The organism is Agrobacterium pusense, from assembly GCF_013285525.1.
Lineage (GTDB): Bacteria > Pseudomonadota > Alphaproteobacteria > Rhizobiales > Rhizobiaceae > Agrobacterium > Agrobacterium pusense.
The window spans coordinates 1,640,456-1,665,850 of the sequence record NZ_CP053856.1; the positions used below are offsets into that span (position 1 = coordinate 1,640,456).

Consider the following 25,395-nt stretch of genomic DNA (forward strand, 5'->3'; position numbering starts at 1 on the left):
CCCGCGTCCGGACAGGAATACGTCTACCCGCTTGAGCAAGCTCCTCCCAGGCTCGCGGGTTTTCAGGCGGCGCGAAAGCGCCGCCTTTTCTTTTGTCCGCAATAAATGTTGCGAGAGCTTCAGTCCTTGCGAATATGCAGCGTCACCCAGCCATTGCGCCAGATGGTGCGGACATGGGAAAGCCTTGCGCCATTATAGGCGGAAAGCACTTTCCAGCGCTGTGACGCCAGAATGCCCGACAGGATGACAGTGCCGCCGGGTGCCAGATGCGTGACGAGCTGCGGCGCCATCTTGATGAGTGGCCGCGCGAGAATATTGGCGATGATGAGATCGAACGGGCCATGCTTGCGGAAGGCGTCCGAGTGAAAACCCGGCGCCGTCTCCAGCACCATGCCCGAAACAATGCCGTTAAGCCGGACATTTTCCTTCGCCACCCTCACAGCGACGGGATCGATATCCGTCGCAAGCACGGGAATAGGACGCATCTTGCGCACGGCGATCGCCAGAACGCCGCTGCCAGTGCCGAGATCGAGTGCGTTGCGCACGGGCCGCGCCCTCAGAACCTCTTCGATCATTTCGAGGCACCCCGCCGTCGTGCCATGATGGCCGGTGCCGAAAGCCTGTCCCGCCTCGATTTCGATGGCCAGATCGTTCGGCCGCACCTTGTCGCGATCATGAGCGCCGTGAACAATGAAACGCCCTGCCCGGACAGGCTTTAAACCTTCAAGCGATTTGGCGATCCAGTCGACATCAGGAACAATCTCCTTCTCGATGACAAGGCCCGGAAAGGCCGGCGCAAGCAGCGTACTGATGCGCTCGCGAAATTCCTCTTCCTGCTCCGCCATCAAATAGACAGAGGCTTCCCAGATGTCACGCTTCTCGTCCACCTCGGTCGTGGCGATCGCAACATCCTCCTCGCCGAAATAGTCCGACATCAAATCGAGAATTTCACCGGCCTTGATTTCGGTCGTGGTGACGTAAAGTCGGATTTCGCTCACGGCAGGCTGTTTCCTCTGGCTTCGGCTGTTCAATCTGCCTTTGCCACAAAACCGCACTCAGTCCAATAAGCCGAACGCAATTAAACCTTCGCGCCCTTTAGCAGGTTCTGAAGCTTCTGCTCGGCAACATCGGGATTTTCACCATAGGCGATCGTTCCCGCAAAACGGCCATTGGCATCGAGAAGGATAACGGATGCCGTGTGATCCATGGTGTAATCGCCATTCGGGTCCTTCTCATCCACCGGCACCTTTTTGGCATAGATGCGATAGCCTTTCAGCGTCTCGGCAATCTTGTCGGCCGGTCCGGTAATGCCGGTGATCCGCTTCGACACGTTGGACACATACTGCTGCATGATCTCAGGCGTATCACGCTCCGGATCGACGGAAACGAAATAGGCCTGCAGCTTGTCGCCAGCCGGATCCACCTTCTCCATCCAGCCATTCAGCTCGAACAGGGTCGTCGGGCAGACTTCCGGGCAATGGGTGAAACCGAAGAACAGCGCTGTCGGCTTGCCCTGAAAGGCTTTTTCGGTAATCGGCTGACCCGTTTGAGCCGTCAGTTCGAACGGCACGCCATAGGCGGTCTCCACCATCTGCTCGCGGGTCTTCGTCATTTCGATCGTCAGCCAGCTGACGACGCCGGCTAGAACGAGCACGACCGCCCACAATACGATGCGAATATTTCTCATTGTCCAATCCTACCCCGAAAGCCGGCGCCGTGTCCGGGCGTCCGACAGACAGATAGCGAAGGACGGCGGCGACGGCAAATCAACTGGCCGTATTTGAGCCGACCGCGCTGATTTGTCACAAAGCCCGACGACGGCGCGGCGTCACAGGCACCAGGCGATACCGCTCTGCACGGCGGAAAGGAAAATATCGGTGCCGTGCCGCACCCAGCCGTCAAACGCAAGAAGCACGATGGCAAGCGAAGCCACCACGGAAAGTCCAGCCAGAATAAACTTCAGAGGATGGGAAACGAGCGCATTCATGTTCCTATCATAGCCCGTCCACGCACAGTCGAAAACCGGTAAAATACTGGAGTTTGCCGTGGCGAGATGGAGAATTGTTAGGGAAAGTTTAAAATCTTGCCATGCATTATGACCCCAGCGGCTTTTCAAGCCTCGACATGATGTCTCCCGGTCCATTCTCCGGCCGCCGCATAAAGCTCAATCCTGCGTGGGCCTGTTAGAGAGCCATCAGAGGAAACCTGCCGTCATGTCCAACGCCATCAAGCAATCCGGCGCATATCTCGAAATCGTTTCCTTTCATCTGGGCGATCAGGAATTCTGCATCGATATCATGGCGATCCGCGAAATCCGTGGCTGGGCGCCGGTGACCCCGATGCCGCACACCCCGCCCTATGTTCTCGGCCTCATCAACCTGCGCGGCGCCGTCATTCCCGTCATAGACATGGCCGGCCGCCTCGGCATGAAAATGACCGAGCCCTCCGAGCGCTCCGCCATCATCGTTACCGATATCGGCGGCAAGCTGGTCGGCCTTCTGGTGGAACAGGTCTCCGACATGATGACCATCCGCTCCGAAGACCTTCAGCCCGCGCCCGATATCATTCCGGAAGAACAGCGCAGCTTCTGCCGCGGCATTGTCGCGTTGGAAAAAAGCATGGTCTGCTTCCTCAACCTCGATACGGTTATCGCCGACGAACTGGCGCGCGAAGCCGCGTAATCCACGGCATCGACATGGCAATTGCGGGGGCGAGCCTTACGGCTTGCCCTTTTCCCATGTCACCTGCTGGTTATAGAGCGGCACCGTCGATATCGCCATCTTGGCGGAACCATCGGTCAGTTCCCGCGCGTGCACCAGATAAATCAGCGTATCATTGGCCTTGTCGTAGACGCGGCTGACGACGAGTTTCTTCCAGACCAGCGACATCCCCTGCCGAAATACCTCTTCGCCGCCCTTCGAAAGATTGATGTCACCAATCTCCACCGGCCCGGTCTGGCTGCAGGAAATGGCGTTGTTGGAGGGGTCTTCGAACCAGTTGCCGTTTTTCAGCCTGTCGATGACGCCACGCTCGAAATAGGTCACATGGCACGTCACGCCTTTGATCTTCGGATCAGCGATCGCCTCTATCATGATATCATTGCCGATCCAGTCGACGCCGACCTCGCCAACGACCTGCGAATTCGCCGCACTCACCGGAAGCAACACCAGAAAGCCCGCAAACAAGCCCGACAGAGTTTTCTTTGTCATCGCATCTTCTCCGTTACGCTGCTTCCAACATAGGTGGAAGCCACCGTTACGCAACCCGGGCGGCAGGCCGTTTTTTCATGCTGCACGGCTGGTAGCCCGTGGCGGTAAGTCGACCGGCCACCATGCCGATTTTCTCCGGCAGATCGTGGATATGGGCAACACTCAATGCCTTGGCCGCCGCAATCGACGCGGCCGCGCAGACAACGGCATCTTCCGCGGCATTGTGGTGAACGAAACGCAGCTGAAGGTGATGAGCGATCACATTCAGCTTGTGCGACGCCAGATTGGGCCAGACATGCCGGGCGATCTTGACGCTGCACAGATAGGAAAGGTCGGGATAGGACTGTCGATATTTGTCGAAGGACGCGCGCATGACGCTGAAATCAAAGGCGGCATTGTGGGCTATCATCGTCGCACCATGGAAGTCGTCGATGAACTCCTCCATCACCTCGGGAAATTCGGGCGCATCCTCGACATCGGCAGGGCGGATGCCGTGCACGGCGATGTTGAAGGGCGAAAACCGCATGTCCTTCGGCCGGATCAGCCGTTCCTCGACACGAACGATCGCCCCGTCTTCTATCCAGGCAAGGCCGACGGAGCAGGCGCTGCCCCGCTCTTCATTGGCGGTTTCGAAGTCGATGGCGATGGTTTTCAAGAGTGATTCCCGTTGTTTCTTCCGGCATAAACCGGATCGGCCTCAAAGAGAACCGGCTTCGCTGGAATGCGCTTCCGAAAGCATCCAGTCGATGAGCGTCACGAGATCGGGATTATCGAGCATACGCCTGGGATAAACGAGGAAATAGGCGAGCGTGCTGGCCATGTCCTTACCGAATGGCGCAATCAATGCACCTTCGGCAAGCTCGCGGGAAACGAGCGAACGCCGGGTCAGTGCAATGCCATGCCCGGCCTTGGCGGCATCCAGCGCGCCGTTGCTGTCGATGAAAACGGTGCCGCCGGACGCGTCGACTTCCGCTGCACCTGCCGCTTCCAGCCAGCGCCGCCATTCATTGCGGTTTTCATCATGCAGCAGCGGGACCGATTTCAGATCGCCCGCTTCCCGTAGCGGGCCGTATTTTTCAAGAAGCTGGGGCGAGCAGACCGGCAACGTGCTGTCATCAATGAAGCGGATGCTCTCAAGCCCTTCGTACCGTCCGAAACCGTGCCGGACGGCCAGATCGACGTCGTCCCTCGAAAAATCCACCAATCGGTTCGTGACGCTGATGCGCACATCCACCTGCGGGTGCTGCTGCTGGAAGGCGGGCAATCGCGGCATCAGCCATTGGACGGCGAAGGTCGGTGTGCAGCTCAGCGTCAAAACGGTGATCTCGGACCGCGCTGTCAGCTCCGCCGTCGCCTCGCGCATCATCCGGAAAGCGGTGCGGAGCGCGCCGTAATAACGCTCCCCCTCGCGCGTCAGCTGGATGCTACGCGGCTTGCGAAAAAACAATTGCACACCAAGCCGCGCCTCCAGCTCCCGGATTTGCAGACTGACGGCGCCGGGCGTGACATTCAACTCGTTGGAGGCAAGCGTGACGCTGCGATAGCGCGCTGCGGCCTCGAAGGCCTGCAACCCTTTCAGAGACGGGAGTTCGGCGGACATGATTTAGCTCAACTCAATTATCGAACGAGAAACAATCGTTTGAAAACACCATAAAACAGAGAGTAAATGGACGCAACCAGACACAGAGCGACGTGAAAACCCTTCACCTCCGAGCTTGAGATTAACTCAACCAATATCGGGTGGATGGCGGGGATCCCGTCTGCGATCATGTCGATGCTCATGCGTTGGAGATGATAATGGCGATACAGAAACAGATGGATGCCCGCGAATGGGCGATGCTCGTCGCGCTTTCGCTCCTGTGGGGCGGATCGTTCTTTTTCATCGGTGTTGCGGTCAAGGAACTACCTCCCGTCACCATCGTCGCACTGCGTGTTACCCTTGCGGCAATCGCGCTTCAGATCGTCTGCCGCATCATGGGCCTTCGCCTGCCGAGGCAATGGGCGGTGTGGCGCGCCTTTTTCGGCATGGGCCTTCTAAATAACATCATTCCCTTCTGCCTGATCGTCTGGGGCCAGACCCATATTGCCAGCGGACTGGCTTCGATCCTCAATGCCACAACGCCACTCTTCACGGTTATCGTCGCGCATTTTCTCACCACTGATGAAAAGATGACCGGCAATAAGCTGACCGGCGTATTGGTCGGCTTTGCCGGCGTGGCGACCATGATCGGCCCCGCCGCCTTTACCGGCTCATCCGGCCTCTGGGGCCAGATCGCCGTCCTCGGCGCGGCCATCTCTTATGCCTTCGCGGGCATATTCGGCCGCCGCTTCAAGGCCATGGGTGTGCCGCCGCTGATGACCGCCACCGGCCAGATTTCCTCTTCGGCACTGATGCTGATCCCGGCCGCCCTTCTCATCGACAAGCCATGGACACTCGCCATGCCGAGCCTCGGCACGTGGGGCGCGCTTGTCGGCATCGCACTGCTCTCGACGGCGCTCGCCTATCTCATTTTCTTCCGCATTCTTGCCAGCGCCGGCGCCACCAACCTTGCCCTCGTCACCTTCCTCATCCCCGTCAGCGCCATCCTGCTCGGTTCCCTGCTTCTAGGGGAGCAACTGGAAATGAAGCACTTCGCCGGCATGGCGATGATTGCTGCGGGTCTCGCGGCGATCGACGGCAGGCTGCCGTCAAAACTCAGAAGCCTGCTGCGCAACGCACCTGCTTGACAGAATTACACGGCAAAAGCATTGTGCGCCCATGATCGCGAAGCAGAACACCACCCGTCGTCACACCATCACCGGCCACCCGGCAGGGGAAGGTATGTCGTCGCGTTAAGCGATCCATTTCCACCCTGCCAGTCGAGCAGGGTTCGCACTCCTGCTCCCATACGCCCGAGGAGACAGGCATGCAGACTGTGAAATTTGCCGATAATGAAGATTCGCAATTCAGCTTGAATGAAGTCGTCCTGCGCGCCGCGCGTCTGGACGACGCTGAAGCCCTGACAGAAATGTTCAACCTGCCCGGCGTCCGTCACGGCACGCTTCGACAACCATTTCAGTCGGTTGAAAAAACACGAAAATCGATGGAGAACCGCGGCCCCAACGATATCGCCATCGTTGGCGAATGGCGGGGAAAGATCGTTGCCAATGCAGGACTGTTCCGCAGGGCAGGAAGACAGTCCCACATTGCCGATCTGGTAATCAGTGTCCACGACGATTTTGCCGGCAGAGGTGTCGGAACATACATTCTGGCGGCTTTGATCGACACCGCCGATAATTGGCACGATATCCGCCGCATCGAACTCAACGTCTTCACCGACAATCTCCCCGCGATCCGGCTTTACGAGAAATTCGGTTTTGAACTTGAAGGCACCCTGCGCAACGACGCCTATCGTGATGGCAAATACGTTGATGCCCACGTGATGGCACGACTTCGATAGTCGGTTAGCTGCACAAGTGGTCGGCAAACACTTCCCGAATGGTCCGGCGCGACCATTCGGCCATTTTTTCGTTACGGCCGCGCTCGGCATTCAGAACGATCAGCGCCTTCCATAAGGCCCACCCGCGCCCGCGCTGCCATGTGGCCTCATCCAGATCGAGCGCTCTGCGAAAAACAGCCCGGCTTTCAGCATCAAGCACATTCCACGCGAGAATGAGATCAGAAGACGGATCGCCTACGCCGGAACTGCCGAAGTCGATGACGGCCGAAAGCCTGCCATCCTTCACCAGCAGATTGCCCTCGGCAATGTCGCCATGCACCCACACCCGCTGCTTTTGCCAATGACTCGAAAGCGCAAGCTGCCATATCTCGATAGCCAGCGCCTGATCCACCTCACCGGCAAGCCGCGCCGCCGAGGCCTTCGCTTCCCCGTCATAGACTGCAAGCGAGCCCCCGCGATGAAAGTTATGCGCCCCTGCGACCGGGCCATCCACAGCATCCGCCTCGTGTAATGATCTCAAGAACGTGGCGACATCAATGGCAATGACCGACAAATCGACCTTCTCCAGATGCTGAGCAAGCGGTTCCCCTTCGAGCCAGCGATAGACCGACCAACGGAACGGATAACCCTGCCCCGGCTGCCCGAGCGCTACTGGAGCAGGGATCGGAAAAGGCAGGAAAGGCGCAAGCGTTGGCAGCCATCGATGCTCCTTCTCGACCTGCGCCACGTAACGGGTGGCGCTCGGCATGCGGATGAGCATTTCATCGCCAAGGCGAAAACTGCGATTGTCCCAGCCGCTCAGTTCCACCGGCCGAACATCTAACGCCGCCCATTGAGGAAACTGGCTGTCAACCAGCGCCCGGACCTGCTCTGCACTGACGACGATGCGGTCATCCATGCCTTACCCTCCGTCTCAGGCACAAAGCTCTAGCGGCAGAGGACAATATTTCCATGACGGCCCCTCAGCCGCCGATCAGGGCCAGCCACTCGTCCTCATCCATGGTCTGCACGCCCAGTTCCGCCGCCTTGGCAAGCTTGGAGCCCGCTCCCGGCCCCGCCACCAGAATATCGGTCTTTTTCGAAACGGAACCGGCAACCTTGGCGCCCAGACTTTCCGCCCGGGCCTTCGCCTCGTCGCGGGTAAACTTCTCCAGCGAGCCGGTAAACACCACCGTCTTGCCTGCCACCGGGCTCCCTTCCGTTGAAGGCTTTTCCGCGTCTTTCGGACGAAGTTCCCTTATCAGCCGATCGATGACGTCGAGATTGCGTGGCTCCTTGTAGAACTCGACAATGGCGCGGGCCACCACCTCGCCGATGCCGTCGATGGCATTAAGCTCGGCCCACGCCTCGCTTGCGGGATCCGCCGCCGCCTTCATGCTTTCTTCGAAATGGTCGTAAGTGCCATAGGATCGCGCCAGAAGCTTCGCCGTAGTCTCACCCACATGGCGGATGCCCAGCGCGAAGATGAGCCTGTGCAGATCGATCTCGCGGCGGGCATCGATGGCGTCGAACAGCTTCCTGACGCTGACCTTGCCAAAACCGTCGATATTTTCGAGCTTGGTCAGATGAGAAGCATCCTGCCGCGCCTTCAGCGTGAAGATGTCGGGTGCGGTCTTGATCGAGAGCGCAGGATCGTCACTTTCGAAGAAGAAATCGATCTGCTTGGTGCCCAGCCCTTCGATATCGAAGGCATTGCGCGAGACGAAATGTTTCAGGTGCTCCACTGCCTGGGCCCGGCAGACGAAACCGCCGGTGCAGCGCGTGACAGAATCGAGCTTGCCGGTCTTCTCATTACGCTCCCGCACCGCATGGCTGCCGCAGACCGGACATTTTTCCGGGAAGGCATATTTTGCCGCCCCGGCCGGTCGCTTTTCCAGAAGCACGTCCAGAACCTGCGGAATGACATCGCCGGCCCGCTGCACGATAACAGTGTCGCCGATGCGGATATCGTGATCTTCCGGGCGGATGCGCTCACCGCTATTCCCGATGCCCTCGATATAATCGGCATTATGCAGCGTGGCATTGGTAACGACGACACCGCCGACAGTGATGGGGGTAAGACGCGCGACAGGCGTCAGCGCGCCGGTGCGGCCAACCTGAATTTCGATATTTTCAACCGTCGTAAAGGCTTGCTCTGCTGGAAATTTATGTGCGGTCGCCCAACGCGGGCTGCGCGAGCGGAAGCCCAGCCGTTCCTGCAGATCAAGCCGGTCGACCTTGTAGACCACACCGTCGATATCGTAATCGAGATCGGGCCGCGCAACACCGATTTCATTATAATGCTCAAGCAATTGCTGGGCGGACGTGAATCGCTTCATCAGCGGATTAACCGGGAAACCCCACTCCCTGAACTTCTCGACGATGCCATATTGGGTATCAGCAATCCGCGTCGGCTGACCGCCATTCGAAACCTCGCCGAGGGCGTAGGCGAAAAACCGCAGCTTGCGTTTCGCCGTCACATTGGCGTCCAGCTGACGCAGGGAGCCGGAGGCAGTATTGCGCGGGTTCACGTAGGTCTGCTTGCCTTCCGCTTCCATCTGGGCGTTGAGCGCCAGAAAGTCGCTTTTGGCCATATAGACCTCGCCGCGCACTTCCACCACATCGGGCGCATCGGCGGGCAGCTCGTTCGGAATTTCCTTGATGGTCCTGATATTGGGAGTGACATTTTCGCCGGTCGTGCCGTCACCGCGCGTCGCCGCTGTCTTCAGCCTGCGGTTTTCGTAGCGGATGGACATGGAAAGCCCGTCAATCTTCGGTTCCGCAGTGAAAGCAATGGAGTCATCAGGCAGATGCCCGAGGAAACGATAAACCGAACTGACGAAGTCGCGCAGATCTTCTTCCGAGAACGTATTGTCGAGCGACAGCATCGGTCGCGCATGCACGATGGGCGCAAAGGTCGGAAGCGGCGCGAAGCCTACTTTTTTCGATGGGCTGTCGGCCCGCACCAGCGCCGGGAAATTCGCTTCGATGGCGTCGTTGCGCCGCTTCAGCGCGTCATACTCCGCATCGGAAATCTTCGGCGCATCCTTGCCGTGGTAAAGCGCGTCATGGCGGGCAAGCTCGGCCGCCAGAAATGCAAGCTCCGAAGAGGCTTCAAGCTCGGTGAGGTTTTCAACGGGTTTCTGGTCTTTCGACATGACGGCCTCTTTTCGGAATTACCGAACGCTTTTAGCCGAAATAACAAACATTAAAAACAGTTTTGCCGCTGAGCTCACAATGCCGAAAGGCACTGCACTGGCATTGCCGCGAAGGGTCAGTCCTTGGCCGCGAGAAGACGAGCGGCAGCAGCCCTCGCCTCGTCCGTCACGGACGCGCCAGCAAGCATACGGGCGATCTCTTCGGTGCGGTGCTGCGGCTCCATCGTGGCGACGCGCGTGGCGATACGCTCGCTTCCATCGCCGGACGGACCCTTTGAAATGAGAAGATGGGTCGCCGCCCGTGCCGCCACCTGCGGCGCATGGGTGACGGAAAGGACCTGCACGGTTTTGGACAGGCGGCGCAGCCGCTGGCCGATGGCATCCGCCACCGCGCCACCGACACCCGTGTCGATTTCGTCGAACACCAGGGTCGGTGCCGAACCGCGATCCGCCAGCGCCACTTTCAGCGCCAGCAGGAAGCGGGACAATTCGCCGCCTGATGCGACCTTCATGATCGGCCCTGGGCGCGTGCCCGGGTTGGTCTGCACGTGGAATTCCACCGTATCGATGCCGTCGGCCGTCGCCTGCTCGGGATCGGAGGTGACCTCGACGGTAAACCGCGCCCGCTCCAGCTTCAACGCCGGAAGCTCGGCCATGACAGCGTTGGAAAGCGCTTCCGCTGCATTGCGGCGTTTGTCGGAAAGCGACTGCGCGGCACGGTCAAAATCAGCCTTCACGACGCCAAGATTGGCCTCGAGCTTGCCAAGCTTTTCTTCGCCGGCGTCGAGATCGGCGAGATCGGCCACCATTTTTTCGGCGAGAGCGGGGAGGTCTGGCACGGCGACATTATATTTGCGTCCGGCGGCGCGCAACGCGAACAGCCGCTCCTCCACCCGCTCCAGCTCGCGCGGATCGAATTCTGTGCGGCGCAGCGCCGCTTCCACTTCCATCTGCGCATTGGAAAGATTGTCCAGCGCGGCATCCAGCAATTGCACGGTGTCTTCCAGCAGCCCGGGAGCCTCGTGGCTCTTGCGCTCCAGACGCCGCATCATGGATGCTATGACAGGCACGGGCGAAGCATTGCCGTTCAGAAATTCGCTGGCTTCAGCAATATCGCCAGCGATGCGTTCGGATTTTTGCATCACCGCCCGGCGTTCGGCCAGTTCATCCTCCTCGCCATCGCGCGGTGAAAGAGTTTCCAATTCCTCGACGGAAGAGCGCAGGTAATCCGCCTCTCGCGCCGCAGCCTCGACTTTTGCGCGATGCGTCTTTAAGGCCCGGTCAGCATCTTTCCAGGTGCGATAGAATGCCTGAACAGCGCGAGCCTCTTCGCTCAGCCCGGCAAAGGCATCCAGCAGCGTGCGGTGCGCATCCGTATCGACAAGCGCACGATCATCATGCTGGCCGTGAATCTCGACCAGCATCTGACCAAGCTGGCGCATCATCTGCACGCTGATGGCCTGGTCGTTGATATAGGCCTTGGTGCGCCCGTCGGAAGATTGCACGCGGCGGAAAATCAGGTCGCCATCGTCATCGAGACCGTTTTCGCGCAGGAGAAGCCGTGTCGGATGATTGTTCGGCACCTCGAAAGTCGCGGTGACCTGCCCCTTTTCCTCCCCGTGGCGCACAAGGCCGCCATCGCCGCGGCCGCCAAGCGCCAGCGAGAGACTATCGAGAAGAATGGATTTGCCCGCACCCGTCTCGCCCGTCAACACGGAAAGGCCCGCCTCGAAACCGAGGTCGAGCCTTTCGATGAGAACGATATCGCGAATTGAGAGCTGGACCAGCATGGCCTATGCCCCGTCTCAGGCGCCGATGAGCTTCTTGCCGGCGCGCGAAATCCAGGACCCCTTATTCTCACGCGGCTCCAGGCCCTGGCCCTTCAGCAGCTTGTAGGAATCCGCATACCATTGGCTGTCGGGATAGTTGTTGCCGAGAACGGCAGCCGCAGTCTGCGCTTCGTCCACCAGGCCCATCGCGTAATAGGCTTCCGTCAGACGCGCCAGCGCTTCCTCGATCTGGTTGGTGTTCTGGTACTGCTCGACGACGATGCGGAAACGCGAAACGGCGGCGAGATATTCCTTGCGCTCAAGGTAATAACGACCGACCTGCATTTCGCGGCCGGCAAGCTGATCGCGGGCGAAACGGATCTTGGCCTGCGCATCCGCGACATATTCCGAATCGGGATAATCGTTGACGACCTTGTTCATCGCCTCAACTGTGCGCTGCGCGGCGCGCTGGTCCTGCGTGACGTCGGAAATCTGCTTCGAATAGGCAAGACCGATCATGTACTGAACGTAAGCGGCATCCTTGGAACGGGGATATTGCCGCAGGAAACGGCTACCGGTGGTGATTGCCACATCGTTCTTGTTGGTGCGCGTGGCAATGAAGGTCTGCATGACAAGCGCCTTCTGGCCCCATTCGGTGAAGGGGTACTGCTTGTCGATCGCCTCGAACTTGCGTGAGGCTTCCGTCATATTGCCTTTGTTCATGTTCGCCAGCGCTTGCTTGTACAGAACGTCAGGCGGATCGGTCTCCACGCCAAGCTTGGTGATGTCGATATCCGGATCGGACTGGCAGGCAGTGACGACGACGCTCGCGCCGACCAACATCAACGAAACGGCGATCCCCCGCATCGTACCCTTCATTGCACCAGACCCTACATGCTTCATTCGACAGTTCCCACTTCCCGCGCAAATACATAAGCATCGGCTTTGTATTGGCGTTCTAGCCATAAAAGCATCCGCAGGGCAACGCAATGATGACGCATTAACGCATTTTTATGGCATCACCCCATGCAATCGCACGATTATCCGGCGATAATTTGCAACTTCCTGCTCCGTCTCACGAAAAAGCCGCCCCGAAGGAGCGGCTTTTTCTGTCAATTGATAGCCTTCAAAAGACCTTATGCGGACCAGGGCGCGAATTCGGGCATATTGACGGCCACAAATTCGCGGGCGCGCACCATCTGGTTGCGTGCGGCCGGAGCCTCTACGATCTCGTAAGCCGTACGGTCGCTCAGCAGGGCCTTCAGCGCATTGGCATTGACCTTGTGACCACCGCGATAAGAACGGTAGCAACCGATGAACTGAGCGCCCGCAAGTGCCAGGTCGCCCACCGCGTCAAGCGTCTTGTGGCGGACGAACTCGTCCTTGGCGTAACGCAGGCCTTCCATGTTGATGACGCTGTTGTCGTCGGAAATGACAACCGAATTCTCAAGTGAGGAGCCCAGTGCATAACCGGCGGCCCAAAGGCGCTCGACATCACGCATGAAGCCGAAAGTACGGGCACGCGACAGTTCGTTCTTGAACGTCTCTGCCGTCAGGTCACCCTTCCAGGACTGCTTGCCGATCAGCGGCGTGTCGAAATCGATGTCGACCTCGAAGCGCGTACCATCATAGGGACGGAACTCCGCCCAGGACGCACCCGAATCGATACGCACCGGCTTGGTGACCCTGATATAGCGGCGCTTCACGCCAAGATTCTTGATGCCGACCGATTCGATCGCTTCAATGAAGGGAGCAGAGCTGCCATCCATGATCGGCGCTTCCGGACCGTCTACCTCGACGACAAGGTTGTCGAGGCCCATGGCGTAGATGGCGGCCATGACATGCTCGATCGTCGCTACTGACTGGGAAAGCGAACGGCCAAGCACGGTGCACAGATCGGTATTCCCGACATTGGCAGACACTGCCTTCAGCTCGGTGACGCTGCCATTGTCATGGAGGCGATGGAAGACGATGCCCGTTCCAGCTTCTGCGGGCTGGAACGTCATCGAGACCGGATTGCCGGAATGCACGCCAATGCCTTTAAGCTGAACGGCATGTGCGATAGTTGTCTGAAATCCGAGCAGTCCGATAGTCATTAGTGTATGCCTTTTTTGCAAACCGCGCCGCTTGGGGCCAGCGCCGTTCAAGTTTTCAAGCCGGGTTTTAACGACCGGCGAAGTCAGTCTGTTCCTTTACCCAGCCTCATACATACGCACATGTACGTGCCACGACAAATCACTGTTCGTTTCGGATTGTTACATGCGTAAGTAGCTGACAACGCTAATTAATTTAGTGTTAATAACGTAAAATAAACAAAACGCCCGGATCGTCGGATCCGGGCGTTTCGAGAGGCTAATGGAATCGCCCTCAGTTGGACTGGCGGCGCAGGAAGGCCGGGATTTCCAGCTGGTCATCATCGTGGTGGCTGGACGATGCAGGCGTTGCACGGCCGTGATCGTCGAGCTGGCCGCGACGCGGTGCGTAGAGGCTTGCTTCCGGCGAAAGCGGTGCGCGGCGCTGCGGCGCCATGCTCGGCGCATCCATCATGTCGGAAGGAACTTCTTCTTCTTCGCGGCGACCAAGCGAGTTGGTGATGCGCTTCAGAAGACCCATCGGGCCACGCTCTTCCTGGGCAGCAGGAGCGGCATGGGTGCGGTGGTCCAGCTCGGCCTTCACGACCGGCGGGAAGTCTTCGACCTTCGGCATGCGAACCGGCTCAGGCTGACGGGCAACCGGTGCAGGTTCCTGATAGACAGGAGCCTGCGGCTGCTGCATGCGCGGTGCCGGAGCAGCATGCTGTTCCGGAGCGTGATAGACCGGTGCCGGAGCAACCGGAGCCGGAGCGGCCTGCTGAACCGGCTGGGCCGGACGAAGTGCCGCCGGTGCTTCAGCCGGAGAGGATGCGAACAGCTTGCTCTGCGGACGGAAGTCCTGGGCCGGCTGCTGGTGTGCGGCAAAACCGAGTTCACGTTCCATTTCGGCTTCTGCCGAACGGATGGTCTGGGCGATCGGGTCTACGGCCTTCGGTGCCTGCGAAACTGCGGCAGGCTGTGCTGCGGCCGGAGCGGGAGCAACGGCCGCGGAAGGACGGATAAGCGGCTTTGCAGCGGCGGCTGCGGCGCGCATTTCGGCAACGTTCTGTTCGCCGACGCCTGCAACGCGGTCAATGCCGGTTGCAACGACGGAGACGCGGATGAGGCCTTCAAGCGCTTCATCGAAGGTTGCGCCGAGGATGATGTTCGCATCCGGATCAACTTCTTCGCGAATACGGGTCGCAGCTTCGTCGACTTCGAACAGGGTGAGGTCGCGACCGCCGGTGATGGAGATCAAGAGGCCCTGCGCACCCTTCATCGAGGTTTCGTCGAGCAGCGGGTTGGCGATCGCCGCTTCCGCAGCCTGCATTGCGCGGCCCGGACCGGAAGCCTCGCCGGTGCCCATCATCGCGCGGCCCATTTCGCGCATGACCGAACGGACGTCGGCGAAGTCGAGGTTGATGAGACCTTCCTTCACCATCAGGTCGGTAATGCAGGCAACGCCGGAATAGAGAACCTGGTCGGCCATGGCGAAGGCGTCCGCAAAGGTCGTCTTGTCATTGGCAATACGGAAGAGGTTCTGGTTCGGAATGACGATCAGCGTATCGACGGACTTCTGCAGTTCCTCGATGCCCTGTTCGGCAAGACGCATGCGGCGGCCGCCTTCGAAGTGGAAAGGCTTGGTGACGACGCCAACCGTCAGGATGCCCTTGTTGCGCGCAGCCTGCGCGACGACGGGAGCAGCACCGGTGCCGGTGCCGCCGCCCATGCCGGCGGTGACGAAGCACATATGCGTGCCGTTAAGGTGATCGATGATCTCGTCGATGCATTCTTCAGCGGCAGCGCGCCCGACTTCCGGCTGGGAACCGGCGCCGAGACCTTCAGTGACGTTGACGCCGAGCTGAATGACCCGATCTGCCTTCGTCATGGTCAGCGCCTGGGCATCCGTGTTGGCGACAACGAAGTCGACGCCCTGGAGGCCAGCCGTGATCATGTTGTTGACAGCGTTACCACCACCGCCACCGACACCGAAGACGGTGATGCGTGGCTTCAGCTCTGTGATATCAGGCTTCTGCAGCTGTATCGTCATTTTAACATTCCTTCTTTCTCTGGCCGCATCGCCCCGCTGGCCGATTCTTGAAACTCAACTCTGAAACCTCCGGCTTGCGCCCCGAGGCTACTCAAAAACTCTCTTTCAGCCATTGCCCCACCCGGGCTATCCGGCCGCTACCGTTACCAAACGGCGAGAACATTCCGCCTTGCGCCGCATGAATTTCGATGTCCGCCACCTGCGGATAGATCATCAGTCCGCAGGCGGTTGAAAATGCCGGGCCCTTTGCCGCGACCGGAAGACCAGCCACGCCCATGGGGCGGCCGATGCGAACGTTGCGGGCAAGAATGCGCCGCGCCGTTTCCGGCAGCCCCGTCAGCTGGCTCGCGCCGCCGGTCAGGACGACGCGCTTGCCGACGATGGGGCTGAAGCCGGACTTCTGGATACGATCACGGATCAATTCCAGCGTCTCTTCGATACGTGCCCGCACGATGCGGGTAACCAATGCTCTTGAAACTTGCGATGGTTGATCGCGATCATCTTCGCCAATCGGCGGGATCGAAATCATGTCGCGCTCATCCGCGCCATTCAGCAAAGCCGAACCATGCACCACCTTCAGTCTCTCCGCATCTTCGATTCGTGTCGAGAGGCCTCGTGCAAGATCTGTCGTGACGTGATGGCCGCCAAGGCCGATCGCGTCCGTATGGATGAGCCGGCCCTCGGCAAAAACCGAGATCGTCGTCGTGCCGCCGCCCATGTCGATGGCGGCGCAGCCGAGTTCGACTTCATCGTCCACCAGTGCGGCAAGACCGCTGGCATAGGGCGTCGCCACCATGCCCTCGACGGAAAGATGCGCGCGGTTGACGCAAAGTTCGAGGTTCTTCAGCGCCGTGCGTTCGACAGTCACCACATGCATGTCAACGCCGAGAAGATCGCCGTACATCGACAGCGGATCGCGGATACCGCGCTCGCCATCCAGCGAATAGCCCGTCGGCAGCGAATGCAGGATCGCCCGGTCCTGACGCATGGACTGCTGGCTTGCCGCCACCAGAACCTTGCGCAGATCGCTTGCTTCCACTTCCTGCCCGCCGAGATCGATGCTCGCGGTGTAGATATCGCTTGCTAGTCTTCCTGCCGAAACATTGACGATCAGGCTGTCGACGGTCAGGCCCGCCATGCGCTCAGCCGCATCGACTGAAAGACGAATGACGCCTTCCAGCGCGTCGAGGTCAGCAATCACGCCAGACTTCACGCCGCGCGAACGCTGGTGGCCGATGCCGATGATTTCGACCTTGTGGGTGCGGCCAGGCAGGATTTCGCTTTCCTGACGGGGCGTCAGCCGGCCGATCATGCACACGACCTTGGTCGAGCCGATGTCGAGCACCGAAACGATGTGGCTGCGCTTGGAAGAAAGCGGCTTCAGACGAGGCAGACCGAAATGGGAAGAACCGAAAAAGCTCATGTGTTCTTCTCCGCTTTCTTGAGAGCCTTGGTGCGCGCATCGACGGCAGCCTGGCGGCGTTCGGCGGCACCTTCGGTCAGCTGGATCGTCGTACGGTCGGACAGGCGCAGGTCCACGGCAGCGACATCGCGCGACAGAACTTTCTCTTCCAGATCGAGCCGCGCGAGCAATTGCAGCGCCTGCGGCAGGTTTTCTTCTGGCAGCTTGACGACGATGCCGTTGTCGAGATGCAGGTCCCAGCGGCGGCCGGCGATACGCACGTAGGCTCGGACGCGGCTGCGGATTTCCGGCCAGTCAGCCAGCTGCTCGACGAAACCGGCAGCACCGGTTTCCGCGTCGCGGCCGACGAAAAGCGGCAGCGAGGCAAACTTGTTGTCACGCAGCGGCGCGATGACACTGCCGCTCTTTTCGATCAGCGACAGTTCCGAGCCGTGCTGCCAGATGCCGAAAGCCTCACGCTCCTTCAGACGAACCTCGACCGTCTTCGGATAGATCTTGCGGATATCGACATCCTCAACCCAGGGAAGCTGCACCAGCTTGCGGCGCGCGGCGTCGATGTCGAGCGCGATCAGGGACGTGCTGCCATCGAGACCGAGAAGCTGGAAGACATCGATTTCGGAGGTCTGCAGGTTGCCGGAGACCTTCACGTCCTCAACGGCGAAACCGGCCGCCGAGGTCGTTGCCTGCGTGACGATATTCGTATGGCCGCCGAGTGACATGCCATAAAGTCCGGTCGCCGCATAAAAGGCGACGGCCGCAATCGTACCGGTATGGGCGGGAATGTGGATACGTCCGGTCGCAAGGCTGACGCCGAAACGCACGACGCGACGCAGCGGACGCGGCAACACCATGCGATCGTCGGCACTGGCCGCCGCCGCGAATTGCTCGCGCTTTTTTGCCGTCGACTTTTTGCCGATCACCGCAAACACGAAGCGTCCTCCACCATCCAGCTGACAAGGTTACCAAAGGAGCGGCCAGCATGGGCCGCCATTTCAGGCACCAGGGAGGTCGGCGTCATGCCCGGCTGTGTATTCACTTCAAGCCAGATAACTTCGCCATCTTCTGAGAAACGGTCGTCGTAACGAAAGTCTGAACGGCTTACGCCACGGCACCCGATCGCCCGATGCGCCATAACCGCCAGTGTTTGAATTTTTTGGTAAATTTTCGGTGAAATTTCTGCAGGAATGACATGTTTCGAGCCACCAGCAGCGTATTTCGCATCGTAATCATAGAAATTGTGACCGAGCGGCACCACTTCGGTGACGCCCAACGCCTCGCCGTCGAGCACCCCGCAGGTCAGTTCGCGCCCATGGATATAACGCTCGACCATAACATGGTCGCCGTATTTCCATTCAGAGGACGTGAGGATCTGCGGCGGGTGCGACTGATCTTCCTTGACGATAACGACGCCGAAGCTCGAGCCTTCACGCACCGGCTTCACCACATAAGGCGGCGCCAGCGGATGTTCGCTGGTGAAATCGAAGCGGTTCATGACTCGCTCGGCGGCGACAGGAATGCCGGCAGCAGCAGCAACCTTCTTGGCCTGCGCCTTGTCCATGGCAAGCGCCGAGGCGAGCACGCCGGAATGGGTATAGGGAATGGCGAGATATTCGAGGATGCCCTGAATGGTGCCGTCTTCGCCGAAGGGCCCATGCAGCGCGTTGAAAGCGACGTCCGGGCGCAGCGCATCAAGCACGGCGGCGACATCGCGGCCGACATCGACACGGGTGACCTTGTAGCCCTCGTCTTCCAGAGCCTGCGCGCAAGCGTTGCCCGACGACAGGCTGACCGGCCGCTCCGACGAAAATCCACCCATAAGAACAGCTACGTGCTTGCCGCTCATCGATACCTCTGACACCAACTCTCCGTTACGGACCACGCTCCTAACCGACCGGATTTCACGAACGGTGATTCTGGCACATGACCCTTGAGACCAGTTAAACGCCATTAAGGTTAATGAATCGTTTACTTTCGTTAACCGCCGCGCCCAACATGCCGAGTTTGTTAAAGAATCAGCATTGATCCGAATTCCCTCCTTGGAATCAGAGAGTTGGGCGGAATGCAACATGCAGGTTTTCAATGATCGGAAATAAAACGACGCCGGCGCGTCTGCTGCTGCACGACAAAGGCAAGGCCGAAACGTTAACAGACAGCATTATTCCCCAGGCAAATTATCTGCGGTTTCAGGGTTTTAAAACCGCGGCCTGAATCAGTCTCTCAATCGACAAACATTCTCCGAGGCCGTGACCACACGTGTCGCCCTGATGGATCACATTATCTGCATTATTTCTTTTTTAGCATTCCATAAGAACAAAAATTGCGTTAACGCAGATGTCGCCTCCCAAGGCATGACATTGCAATCATCCAAAATGGAACCAATACCATGACCGACGCGATATCTCCGGTATCGCCGACCGCTGACAATTCGAACGCTGTAAAGACAAATTCGCCTGCACGAGTTCTCACTGCCAGTCTGGTCGGTACGACCATCGAGTTTTTCGATTTCTACGTTTATGCCACGGCCGCAGTGCTCGTGTTCCCGACATTGTTCTTCCCGAACAATGATCCGATGACGGCGCTTCTGGCGTCTTTCGCAACTTTCTCCATCGCCTTTTTCGCCCGCCCCCTCGGCGCCGTGGTCTTCGGCCACTATGGCGACCGCGTTGGCCGCAAGACGACGCTTGTCGCGGCGCTGCTGACCATGGGTGTCTCGACGGTCGTGATCGGCCTGCTGCCGTCCTATGAGACGGCCGGCGTTCTGGCGCCGCTGCTGCTCGCACTTTGCCGCTTCGGCCAGGGCTTCGGTCTTGGTGGCGAATGGGGCGGTGCCGTCCTGCTCGCGACGGAAAACGCCCCTCCCGGCAAGCGCAGCTGGTACGGCATGTTCCCGCAGCTTGGCGCACCCGTCGGCCTGTTCCTCTCGTCAGGCGTGTTCTGGATCCTGCTGCACTTCATGTCGCAGGAAGCGCTTCTCAGCTGGGGCTGGCGCATTCCCTTCGTCGCCTCGATCATCCTGATCGCGGTCGGCATGTGGGTTCGCCTGTCGATCACCGAAACGCCCGACTTCCAGAAGGCCATCGAAAAGGAAGAACGTGTGGCCGTGCCGGTTGCGGAACTGTTCCGCAACCACAAGCGCAGCCTCGTGCTCGGCACCTTTGTGGCGCTCGCCACCTTCGTGCTCTTCTACATCGGCACAGCCTATCTGCTCTCCTACAACGTCAAGGTCCTGAAAATTCCGTTCCTCGACGCGCTGGAAGTGCAGATCCTCGGCTCCGTCGTTTTCGGTATCTTCATTCCGATCGCAGGCAAGCTTGCGGAAAAATTCGGTCGCCGCGAAATTCTGATCCTGACGACAGTGCTGATCGGCCTGTTTTCCTTCCTGCTGCCCGGCCTGATGACCGGCAGCGAAGGCTCGATCTTCGTCTTCGCAGCTCTGGCGATGATGCTGATGGGCATGACCTACGGCCTGATCGGAACGGCGCTCGCCGCCCCCTTCCCGACCCGCGTCCGCTATACCGGCTCTTCCATCACCTTCAACATGGCCGGCATCTTCGGCGCGTCGCTGGCGCCTTACATCGCCACGTGGCTGCAGGTGAACTACGGCATGGGCTATGTCGGCTATTACCTCTGCGTATCCGCCCTCATCACGCTGGCCTGCATTCTTCTGTCCCGCAAGGACGAAGTCTGAACCCGGACCAGCGATCAAAGAAGCCCGCGAAACTTTAGTTTCGCGGGCTTTTTTTTATCCGACTTGATCTTTATCTGACTTCTTCAACCTTCACGCGACAGCCTGACGCCGCTCGACATATCTGGTCAAGCAGACGCGGTTGCGCCCGCCTCCCTTTGCCCGATAAAGCGCCAGATCGGCATCGTGCATGACCTTGTCGAAGATTTCGGCATCACCGCGGAAAGCCACCCCGATGGAAATCGTGACCGGGATCTGTAGATCCTGGTATTCCACGGGCGTGGTAGCGATCGCCGCGCGAACCTTCTCGCACATCTGCGTAAATGCCAGCCTGCCAATTTCCTGCACGACCACGAACTCCTCGCCGCCCAGGCGGGCGACATGCGCGTCAGCATCGAAATGCTCCCTTATCGTGCGGGCGACCCTTGAAATGACAAGATCGCCGACGAGATGGCTGTAAGTGTCGTTCACGGATTTGAAGTGATCAATGTCCAGAAAGGCAACGCAATAGTCGCTGCCAAGTTCGGCGCAGGCTGCATAGAGGCCAAGCCGGTTGCTCAAGCCGGTCAATGCGTCGGTATGGCTTAGATGCAGAAAGCGTTCGTGCGACTGTGCAAGAAGCTGAACTTCCTTTGCATTCAGCCAACTGACGAGGAACGTCACCGTAAAAGCGACAGCGCTCCCTAGCGTTACGCTTAAAAATAGACCGTTGACGAGATCCGTCACGAACCCGAGTTTTGCTAAGAGAGACAGGCCCCCCGTGCACATCAGGACCACGATGATCGTCACAAGGCATGCAATACGAATGGAGAATTCCAGTGGCTCAAGGCGCCGGCGGCCTTGCGCCGCTACCGAAAAACTAATCATTTTGATCTGTTTTTTCCAAAGACCCAACATCATATCAAAATTGCCTAAGTCACCGATGCGCTAACATTCCCAAATAAAAAGTATTTAATATCGCGGGTCGATATTTAGTCTCGCCCGCCGAAGTTTTCCTTCCTGACAGTATAGCAAAAAATATTGATCGACCGTTACGATAAGCGAAACGGCCGATCAATATTAGTATCTTTCTAGATAGAGCGAGGGTTTGGTATCAGGCCCCGAGGAAAGGCTCAACTTCGCGGCCCGGCATGAACAACCCCAGGCGCTTGATTTCCCATTCCAGCCGGATGCCCGATTTGTCAAACACGCGCTTGCGGATGGTTTCGCCCAGATATTCCAGATCGTAACCGGTCGCATGGCCGGTATTGATCATGAAATTGCAATGCAGTGATGACATCTGCGCGCCGCCGATCACAAGACCACGACCGCCCGCCTCATCGATAAGCTCCCATGCGGAATGACCTTCGGGGTTCTTGAAGGTCGAGCCGCCGGTCTGTTCGCGGATCGGCTGCACGGTTTCGCGGTGATGACGCACCGCATCCATATCGGCGCGGATTTTCGCCTTGTCCTCGGGATAGCCCTCGAAGAGCGCACCGGTGAAGATCAGGCCAGCGTCGGCGCCGGAATGGCGATAGCTGTAGCCCATATCGGCATTGGAAAGCACATGCTGGTTGCCCTGACGGTCGACCGCATAGACTTCCACAACACGTTCACGCGTCTCGCCGCCGTTTGCGCCCGCATTCATGCGCAGCGCTCCGCCGATGGAGCCCGGAATGCCGTAATAGAAGTGGAAGCCGCCAATGCCATTATCCATGGCCATGGCTGCAATATGCTTGTCCGGGCAGATCGCGCCCGCCTTGATGCGGTTTTCACCGGCAAGCTCCACCTGGCCGAAGCCCTTGGCGGACAGGCGCACGACCACGCCCGGAATACCGCCGTCACGCACCAGAAGGTTCGAGCCGACGCCAACCACGGTCAGCGGCACATCTTCCGGCAGAATTTTCAGGAAGGCAATCAGATCATCCGTATCGTGCGGCTGGAACATCACCTCCGCAAGACCGCCGGCTCTGAACCACGTCACGCGGTCCATAGGCGCATCCGGTGTCAGACGTCCCCGCAATTCCTTTACCCCGTCGCCGAGCCTCCCCAGCAATTTAACCCCATCGACCTGTCTCATTCAGACTTTCCTGATATGCTCTTCAATTCCGAAGGCAGCGACGCTGCCCATTGCGTGATATTCCCAGCCCCCAAGAGAACCACGAAATCACCCGGATTCGCAATGGCTGCGACCTGTGACGCAAGGTCCTCCCGCTTTTCGAGGAAACGCGCGTCACGGTGGCCAGCGGCCTTGATGGCCGAAACCAGCGCTTCGGAGCTTGCGCCTTCGATGGGATCTTCGCCCGCTGCATAAACCGGAGCAAGAAGAATCGTATCGGCATCGTTGAAACAATGCGCGAAATCATCAAACAGGCTCGAAAGACGGCTGTAGCGGTGGGGCTGGTGCACGGCGATGATGCGGCCCTTGCAGGCTTCCCGCGCCGCCTTCAGCACGGCCTTGATCTCGACCGGGTGGTGACCGTAATCGTCAAAAACCTGCACCCCGTTGGCTTCGCCCGTCAGCGTGAAACGTCGCTTGACACCACCGAAGGAGGCAAGCCCCTTCTTGATGTCGGCTTCCGAGATGCCGAGACGATTGGCAACCGCGATTGCCGCTGTCGCATTCGAAACGTTATGGCGGCCGGGCATCGGCAGGACGAGGTCCTTGAAAGAGAAAATCTTGCCGGTGCGGCGACGGCGGATTTCCACGTCGAAGACCGAGCGCGTACCATCGATGCGGACATTCGAAAACCGCACGTCGGCCTGCGGGTTCTCGCCATATGTGATGACCTTGCGGTCCTCGATCCGGCCAACCAATGCCTGTACTTCGGGATGATCGAGGCACATGACGCCGAAACCGTAGAAAGGCACATTCTCGACGAACTGACGGAATGCGGCGCGTACGGCATCGAAATTGCCGTAATGGTCGAGATGTTCCGGATCGATATTGGTGATGACGGCGACGTCGGCCGGCAGCTTCAGGAAAGTGCCGTCGGACTCGTCGGCCTCCACCACCATCCACTCACCCTCACCCATGCGGGCATTGGTGCCATAGGCATTGATAATGCCGCCATTAATGACGGTCGGGTCGAGATTGCCGGCTTCCAAGAGCGTGGCGACCATGGAGGTCGTCGTCGTTTTGCCGTGCGTGCCGCCGATGGCGATCGCGTTACGGAAGCGCATCAGCTCGGCCAGCATTTCCGCGCGGCGCACGATCGGCAGGTGCTTTTCCCGCGCGGCGACGAGCTCCGGATTGTTCTTCTTGATCGCGGTCGAAACGACGACGACCTCTGCATCGCCGATATTGTCAGCCGTGTGGCCCACAAAAACCTCGATGCCCTTGTCACGCAGACGCTGCACATTGGCGCTGTCGGCCTGGTCCGATCCCTGCACCCGGTGGCCGAGATTGTGAAGCACTTCGGCAATGCCGCTCATGCCGATCCCGCCTATGCCGATGAAATGCACAAGGCCTATGGCTTTCGGCATCTTCATGCCCCAACTCCTTCAATATTCTTCTTGAATTCCTGTACGGACCGGCCGGAGGCAATCGCCTCCACCAGATCGGCCAGCACATCCGCCGCGTGCGGTTTGCCGGTTGCCTTCGCCGCCGCCGCCGTTGCGGAAAGCCGCTCGGGTTCGGCAAGCGCCGAGGACAGCAGGCCAGAGAGCTTCTGCGGCGAGAGCTCCGCCTGCTTGATGACGCTTGCCCCACCCGCCGCCGAAAGCGCAGCCGCGTTCGCCGCCTGATCATGATCCAGCGCGTGCGGATAAGGCACGAGGATCGACGGACGGCCGATCACCGAAAGCTCCGATACCGTCGAAGCGCCCGAGCGGCTGATGACCAGATCGGCCTCGCCGATACGCGACGCCATATCGCCGAAGAAGGGCGAAACATCCGCCTTCACGCCGAGCTTCTGGTAGGAGGCGATGACGCTGTCCTTGTCTTCCGGCCGCGCCTGCTGGGTGACGACGATGCGCTTGCGCTGCTCGTCTTTCAGGAGGCAGATTGCGGCGGGTACCGCGCTCGAGAAAAACTGTGCGCCCTGGCTGCCGCCAAAGACAACGAGCCGGAAAGGCTCGCCTGTCTGCGAGGCGGTGTAGGGTATTTCAGAGGCGGCCAGCACCGCTGGGCGCACCGGATTGCCGGTCGCGACGGTCTTCTCGGAATATTGACCATTGGCGGGCGGCAGGAAGCCGCCGGCAATTGCCTTTACCCGCCCGGCAAGTGCCTTGTTGGCGCGGCCCATCACGGCGTTCTGTTCGTGAATGATCGACGGCACTCCAAGCCCGGTGGAGGCCAGCAGCGGAGGCACGGTGGGATAGCCGCCGAAACCGACAACCGCGACCGGCTTCAGTTTTGCGACCAGCCGACGCGCCGCGCGCAGGCCAACCCAGAGCTTCCAGAGCGAACCCGCCACGGAAATTGGGTTTTTGGAGCCGATGGTGGCAGACGGAACCACATGAATTTCATCTGCCGGAAACTTGCCCGCATAACGCTCGGCGCGACTGTCGGTGACGAGATGCACCTGATAACCGCGTGCCTTCAGCGTATGCGCCAGCGCTTCTGCCGGAAACACATGGCCGCCGGTTCCACCGGCGGCAAGAAGAACAATACCCTTGCTCATGATCGT

Annotated in this window: 24 protein-coding genes; 5 read left to right on the forward strand and 19 right to left on the reverse strand. The window is 59.4% G+C overall.

Translation table 11 applies throughout. The annotated features are described in order from the left end of the window. Positions 1-119: 119 nt before the first annotated feature. The 3 genes from HQN82_RS08130 to HQN82_RS08140 form a co-directional block, all read right to left on the reverse strand. The gene (locus HQN82_RS08130) at positions 120-998 is read right to left on the reverse strand and encodes a 50S ribosomal protein L11 methyltransferase (RefSeq protein ID WP_112766564.1); all 879 of its coding nucleotides are present in this window, start codon (positions 996-998) and stop codon (positions 120-122) included. Between the two features lie 80 nt (positions 999-1,078). Then, positions 1,079-1,687 (reverse strand): cytochrome oxidase assembly protein Sco, encoded by a 609-nt coding sequence (gene sco / locus HQN82_RS08135; RefSeq protein WP_022556589.1) that lies wholly within the window; start codon positions 1,685-1,687, stop codon positions 1,079-1,081. A 141-nt stretch (positions 1,688-1,828) separates the two neighbouring features. Continuing rightward, positions 1,829-1,987, reverse strand: coding sequence for a hypothetical protein (locus tag HQN82_RS08140; protein ID WP_006697769.1), 159 nt, complete (start codon positions 1,985-1,987; stop codon positions 1,829-1,831). 226 nt (positions 1,988-2,213) lie between these two features. On the opposite strand from HQN82_RS08140, the gene HQN82_RS08145 reads away from it, so the two are divergent. Further along, the gene (locus HQN82_RS08145) at positions 2,214-2,681 is read left to right on the forward strand and encodes a chemotaxis protein CheW (RefSeq protein ID WP_003522339.1); all 468 of its coding nucleotides are present in this window, start codon (positions 2,214-2,216) and stop codon (positions 2,679-2,681) included. A 36-nt stretch (positions 2,682-2,717) separates the two neighbouring features. On the opposite strand, the gene HQN82_RS08150 is transcribed toward HQN82_RS08145, so the two are convergent. The 3 genes from HQN82_RS08150 to gcvA are packed head-to-tail and all read right to left on the reverse strand — an operon-like array spanning position 2,718 to position 4,809. Continuing rightward, positions 2,718-3,209, reverse strand: a complete 492-nt coding sequence (locus tag HQN82_RS08150) for a CreA family protein (protein ID WP_142184867.1) — start codon at positions 3,207-3,209, stop codon at positions 2,718-2,720. A gap of 46 nt (positions 3,210-3,255) precedes the next feature. Continuing rightward, on the reverse strand, positions 3,256-3,864 hold the full coding sequence (locus HQN82_RS08155; protein ID WP_035209699.1) for a 3'-5' exonuclease: 609 nt from the start codon (positions 3,862-3,864) through the stop codon (positions 3,256-3,258). 42 nt (positions 3,865-3,906) lie between these two features. Next, positions 3,907-4,809, reverse strand: coding sequence for a transcriptional regulator GcvA (gcvA, locus tag HQN82_RS08160; RefSeq protein WP_004442772.1), 903 nt, complete (start codon positions 4,807-4,809; stop codon positions 3,907-3,909). Positions 4,810-5,006: 197 nt separating this feature from the next. On the opposite strand from gcvA, the gene HQN82_RS08165 reads away from it, so the two are divergent. Both HQN82_RS08165 and HQN82_RS08170 read left to right on the forward strand, forming a co-directional pair. Beyond that, positions 5,007-5,936, forward strand: a complete 930-nt coding sequence (locus tag HQN82_RS08165) for a DMT family transporter (RefSeq protein ID WP_045531911.1) — start codon at positions 5,007-5,009, stop codon at positions 5,934-5,936. Positions 5,937-6,115: 179 nt separating this feature from the next. After that, entirely contained in the window at positions 6,116-6,649 is a 534-nt protein-coding gene (locus HQN82_RS08170) for a GNAT family N-acetyltransferase (RefSeq protein ID WP_035209694.1), read from the forward strand. A 4-nt stretch (positions 6,650-6,653) separates the two neighbouring features. Here the strand turns inward: HQN82_RS08170 and HQN82_RS08175 are convergent, their stop codons facing one another. The 9 genes from HQN82_RS08175 to HQN82_RS08215 all read right to left on the reverse strand — a co-directional run bounded on the left by HQN82_RS08175 (position 6,654) and on the right by HQN82_RS08215 (position 18,943). Next, positions 6,654-7,547 (reverse strand): aminoglycoside phosphotransferase family protein, encoded by an 894-nt coding sequence (locus HQN82_RS08175; RefSeq protein WP_112766566.1) that lies wholly within the window; start codon positions 7,545-7,547, stop codon positions 6,654-6,656. A 64-nt stretch (positions 7,548-7,611) separates the two neighbouring features. After that, positions 7,612-9,786 carry an NAD-dependent DNA ligase LigA gene (gene ligA / locus HQN82_RS08180; RefSeq protein WP_112766567.1) on the reverse strand — a complete coding sequence of 725 codons (2,175 nt, stop codon included), beginning with the start codon at positions 9,784-9,786 and terminating at the stop codon, positions 7,612-7,614. A 116-nt stretch (positions 9,787-9,902) separates the two neighbouring features. Continuing rightward, positions 9,903-11,576: a DNA repair protein RecN gene (recN, locus tag HQN82_RS08185; RefSeq protein ID WP_004442779.1), complete on the reverse strand. Its 1,674-nt coding sequence runs from the start codon at positions 11,574-11,576 to the stop codon at positions 9,903-9,905. A 15-nt stretch (positions 11,577-11,591) separates the two neighbouring features. Continuing rightward, positions 11,592-12,458, reverse strand: coding sequence for an outer membrane protein assembly factor BamD (locus HQN82_RS08190; protein WP_006697761.1), 867 nt, complete (start codon positions 12,456-12,458; stop codon positions 11,592-11,594). A gap of 233 nt (positions 12,459-12,691) precedes the next feature. Further along, the gene (lpxC, locus tag HQN82_RS08195; protein WP_004442781.1) at positions 12,692-13,651 is read right to left on the reverse strand and encodes a UDP-3-O-acyl-N-acetylglucosamine deacetylase; all 960 of its coding nucleotides are present in this window, start codon (positions 13,649-13,651) and stop codon (positions 12,692-12,694) included. Between the two features lie 271 nt (positions 13,652-13,922). After that, complete coding sequence (gene ftsZ / locus HQN82_RS08200; protein WP_037089889.1) at positions 13,923-15,677, reverse strand: cell division protein FtsZ; 1,755 nt, start codon at positions 15,675-15,677, stop codon at positions 13,923-13,925. A 91-nt stretch (positions 15,678-15,768) separates the two neighbouring features. Continuing rightward, positions 15,769-17,100: a cell division protein FtsA gene (gene ftsA / locus HQN82_RS08205; protein ID WP_004442783.1), complete on the reverse strand. Its 1,332-nt coding sequence runs from the start codon at positions 17,098-17,100 to the stop codon at positions 15,769-15,771. After that, positions 17,097-18,029 (reverse strand): cell division protein FtsQ/DivIB, encoded by a 933-nt coding sequence (locus HQN82_RS08210; RefSeq protein ID WP_022556596.1) that lies wholly within the window; start codon positions 18,027-18,029, stop codon positions 17,097-17,099. Before HQN82_RS08210 ends, ftsA begins: the two co-directional genes overlap by 4 nt. Further along, a complete protein-coding gene (locus HQN82_RS08215; protein WP_004442785.1) occupies positions 18,017-18,943 on the reverse strand; it encodes a D-alanine--D-alanine ligase in 927 nt (308 codons plus the stop codon). Before HQN82_RS08215 ends, HQN82_RS08210 begins: the two co-directional genes overlap by 13 nt. A gap of 236 nt (positions 18,944-19,179) precedes the next feature. On the opposite strand from HQN82_RS08215, the gene HQN82_RS25660 reads away from it, so the two are divergent. After that, positions 19,180-19,308, forward strand: a complete 129-nt coding sequence (locus HQN82_RS25660; RefSeq protein ID WP_272955770.1) for a hypothetical protein — start codon at positions 19,180-19,182, stop codon at positions 19,306-19,308. A 175-nt stretch (positions 19,309-19,483) separates the two neighbouring features. Continuing rightward, a complete protein-coding gene (locus HQN82_RS08220; RefSeq protein WP_004442787.1) occupies positions 19,484-20,788 on the forward strand; it encodes an MFS transporter in 1,305 nt (434 codons plus the stop codon). A 90-nt stretch (positions 20,789-20,878) separates the two neighbouring features. On the opposite strand, the gene HQN82_RS08225 is transcribed toward HQN82_RS08220, so the two are convergent. The 4 genes from HQN82_RS08225 to murG form a co-directional block, all read right to left on the reverse strand. Beyond that, positions 20,879-21,685, reverse strand: a complete 807-nt coding sequence (locus HQN82_RS08225) for a GGDEF domain-containing protein (protein ID WP_112766568.1) — start codon at positions 21,683-21,685, stop codon at positions 20,879-20,881. Positions 21,686-21,878: 193 nt separating this feature from the next. Continuing rightward, a complete protein-coding gene (gene murB, locus HQN82_RS08230) occupies positions 21,879-22,844 on the reverse strand; it encodes a UDP-N-acetylmuramate dehydrogenase (RefSeq protein WP_004442789.1) in 966 nt (321 codons plus the stop codon). Continuing rightward, positions 22,841-24,256, reverse strand: coding sequence for a UDP-N-acetylmuramate--L-alanine ligase (gene murC, locus HQN82_RS08235; RefSeq protein WP_004442790.1), 1,416 nt, complete (start codon positions 24,254-24,256; stop codon positions 22,841-22,843). Before murC ends, murB begins: the two co-directional genes overlap by 4 nt. Continuing rightward, complete coding sequence (gene murG, locus HQN82_RS08240; RefSeq protein WP_112553905.1) at positions 24,253-25,389, reverse strand: undecaprenyldiphospho-muramoylpentapeptide beta-N-acetylglucosaminyltransferase; 1,137 nt, start codon at positions 25,387-25,389, stop codon at positions 24,253-24,255. The genes murC and murG overlap by 4 nt, the downstream gene beginning before the upstream one ends. Between the last annotated feature and the right edge of the window lie 6 nt (positions 25,390-25,395).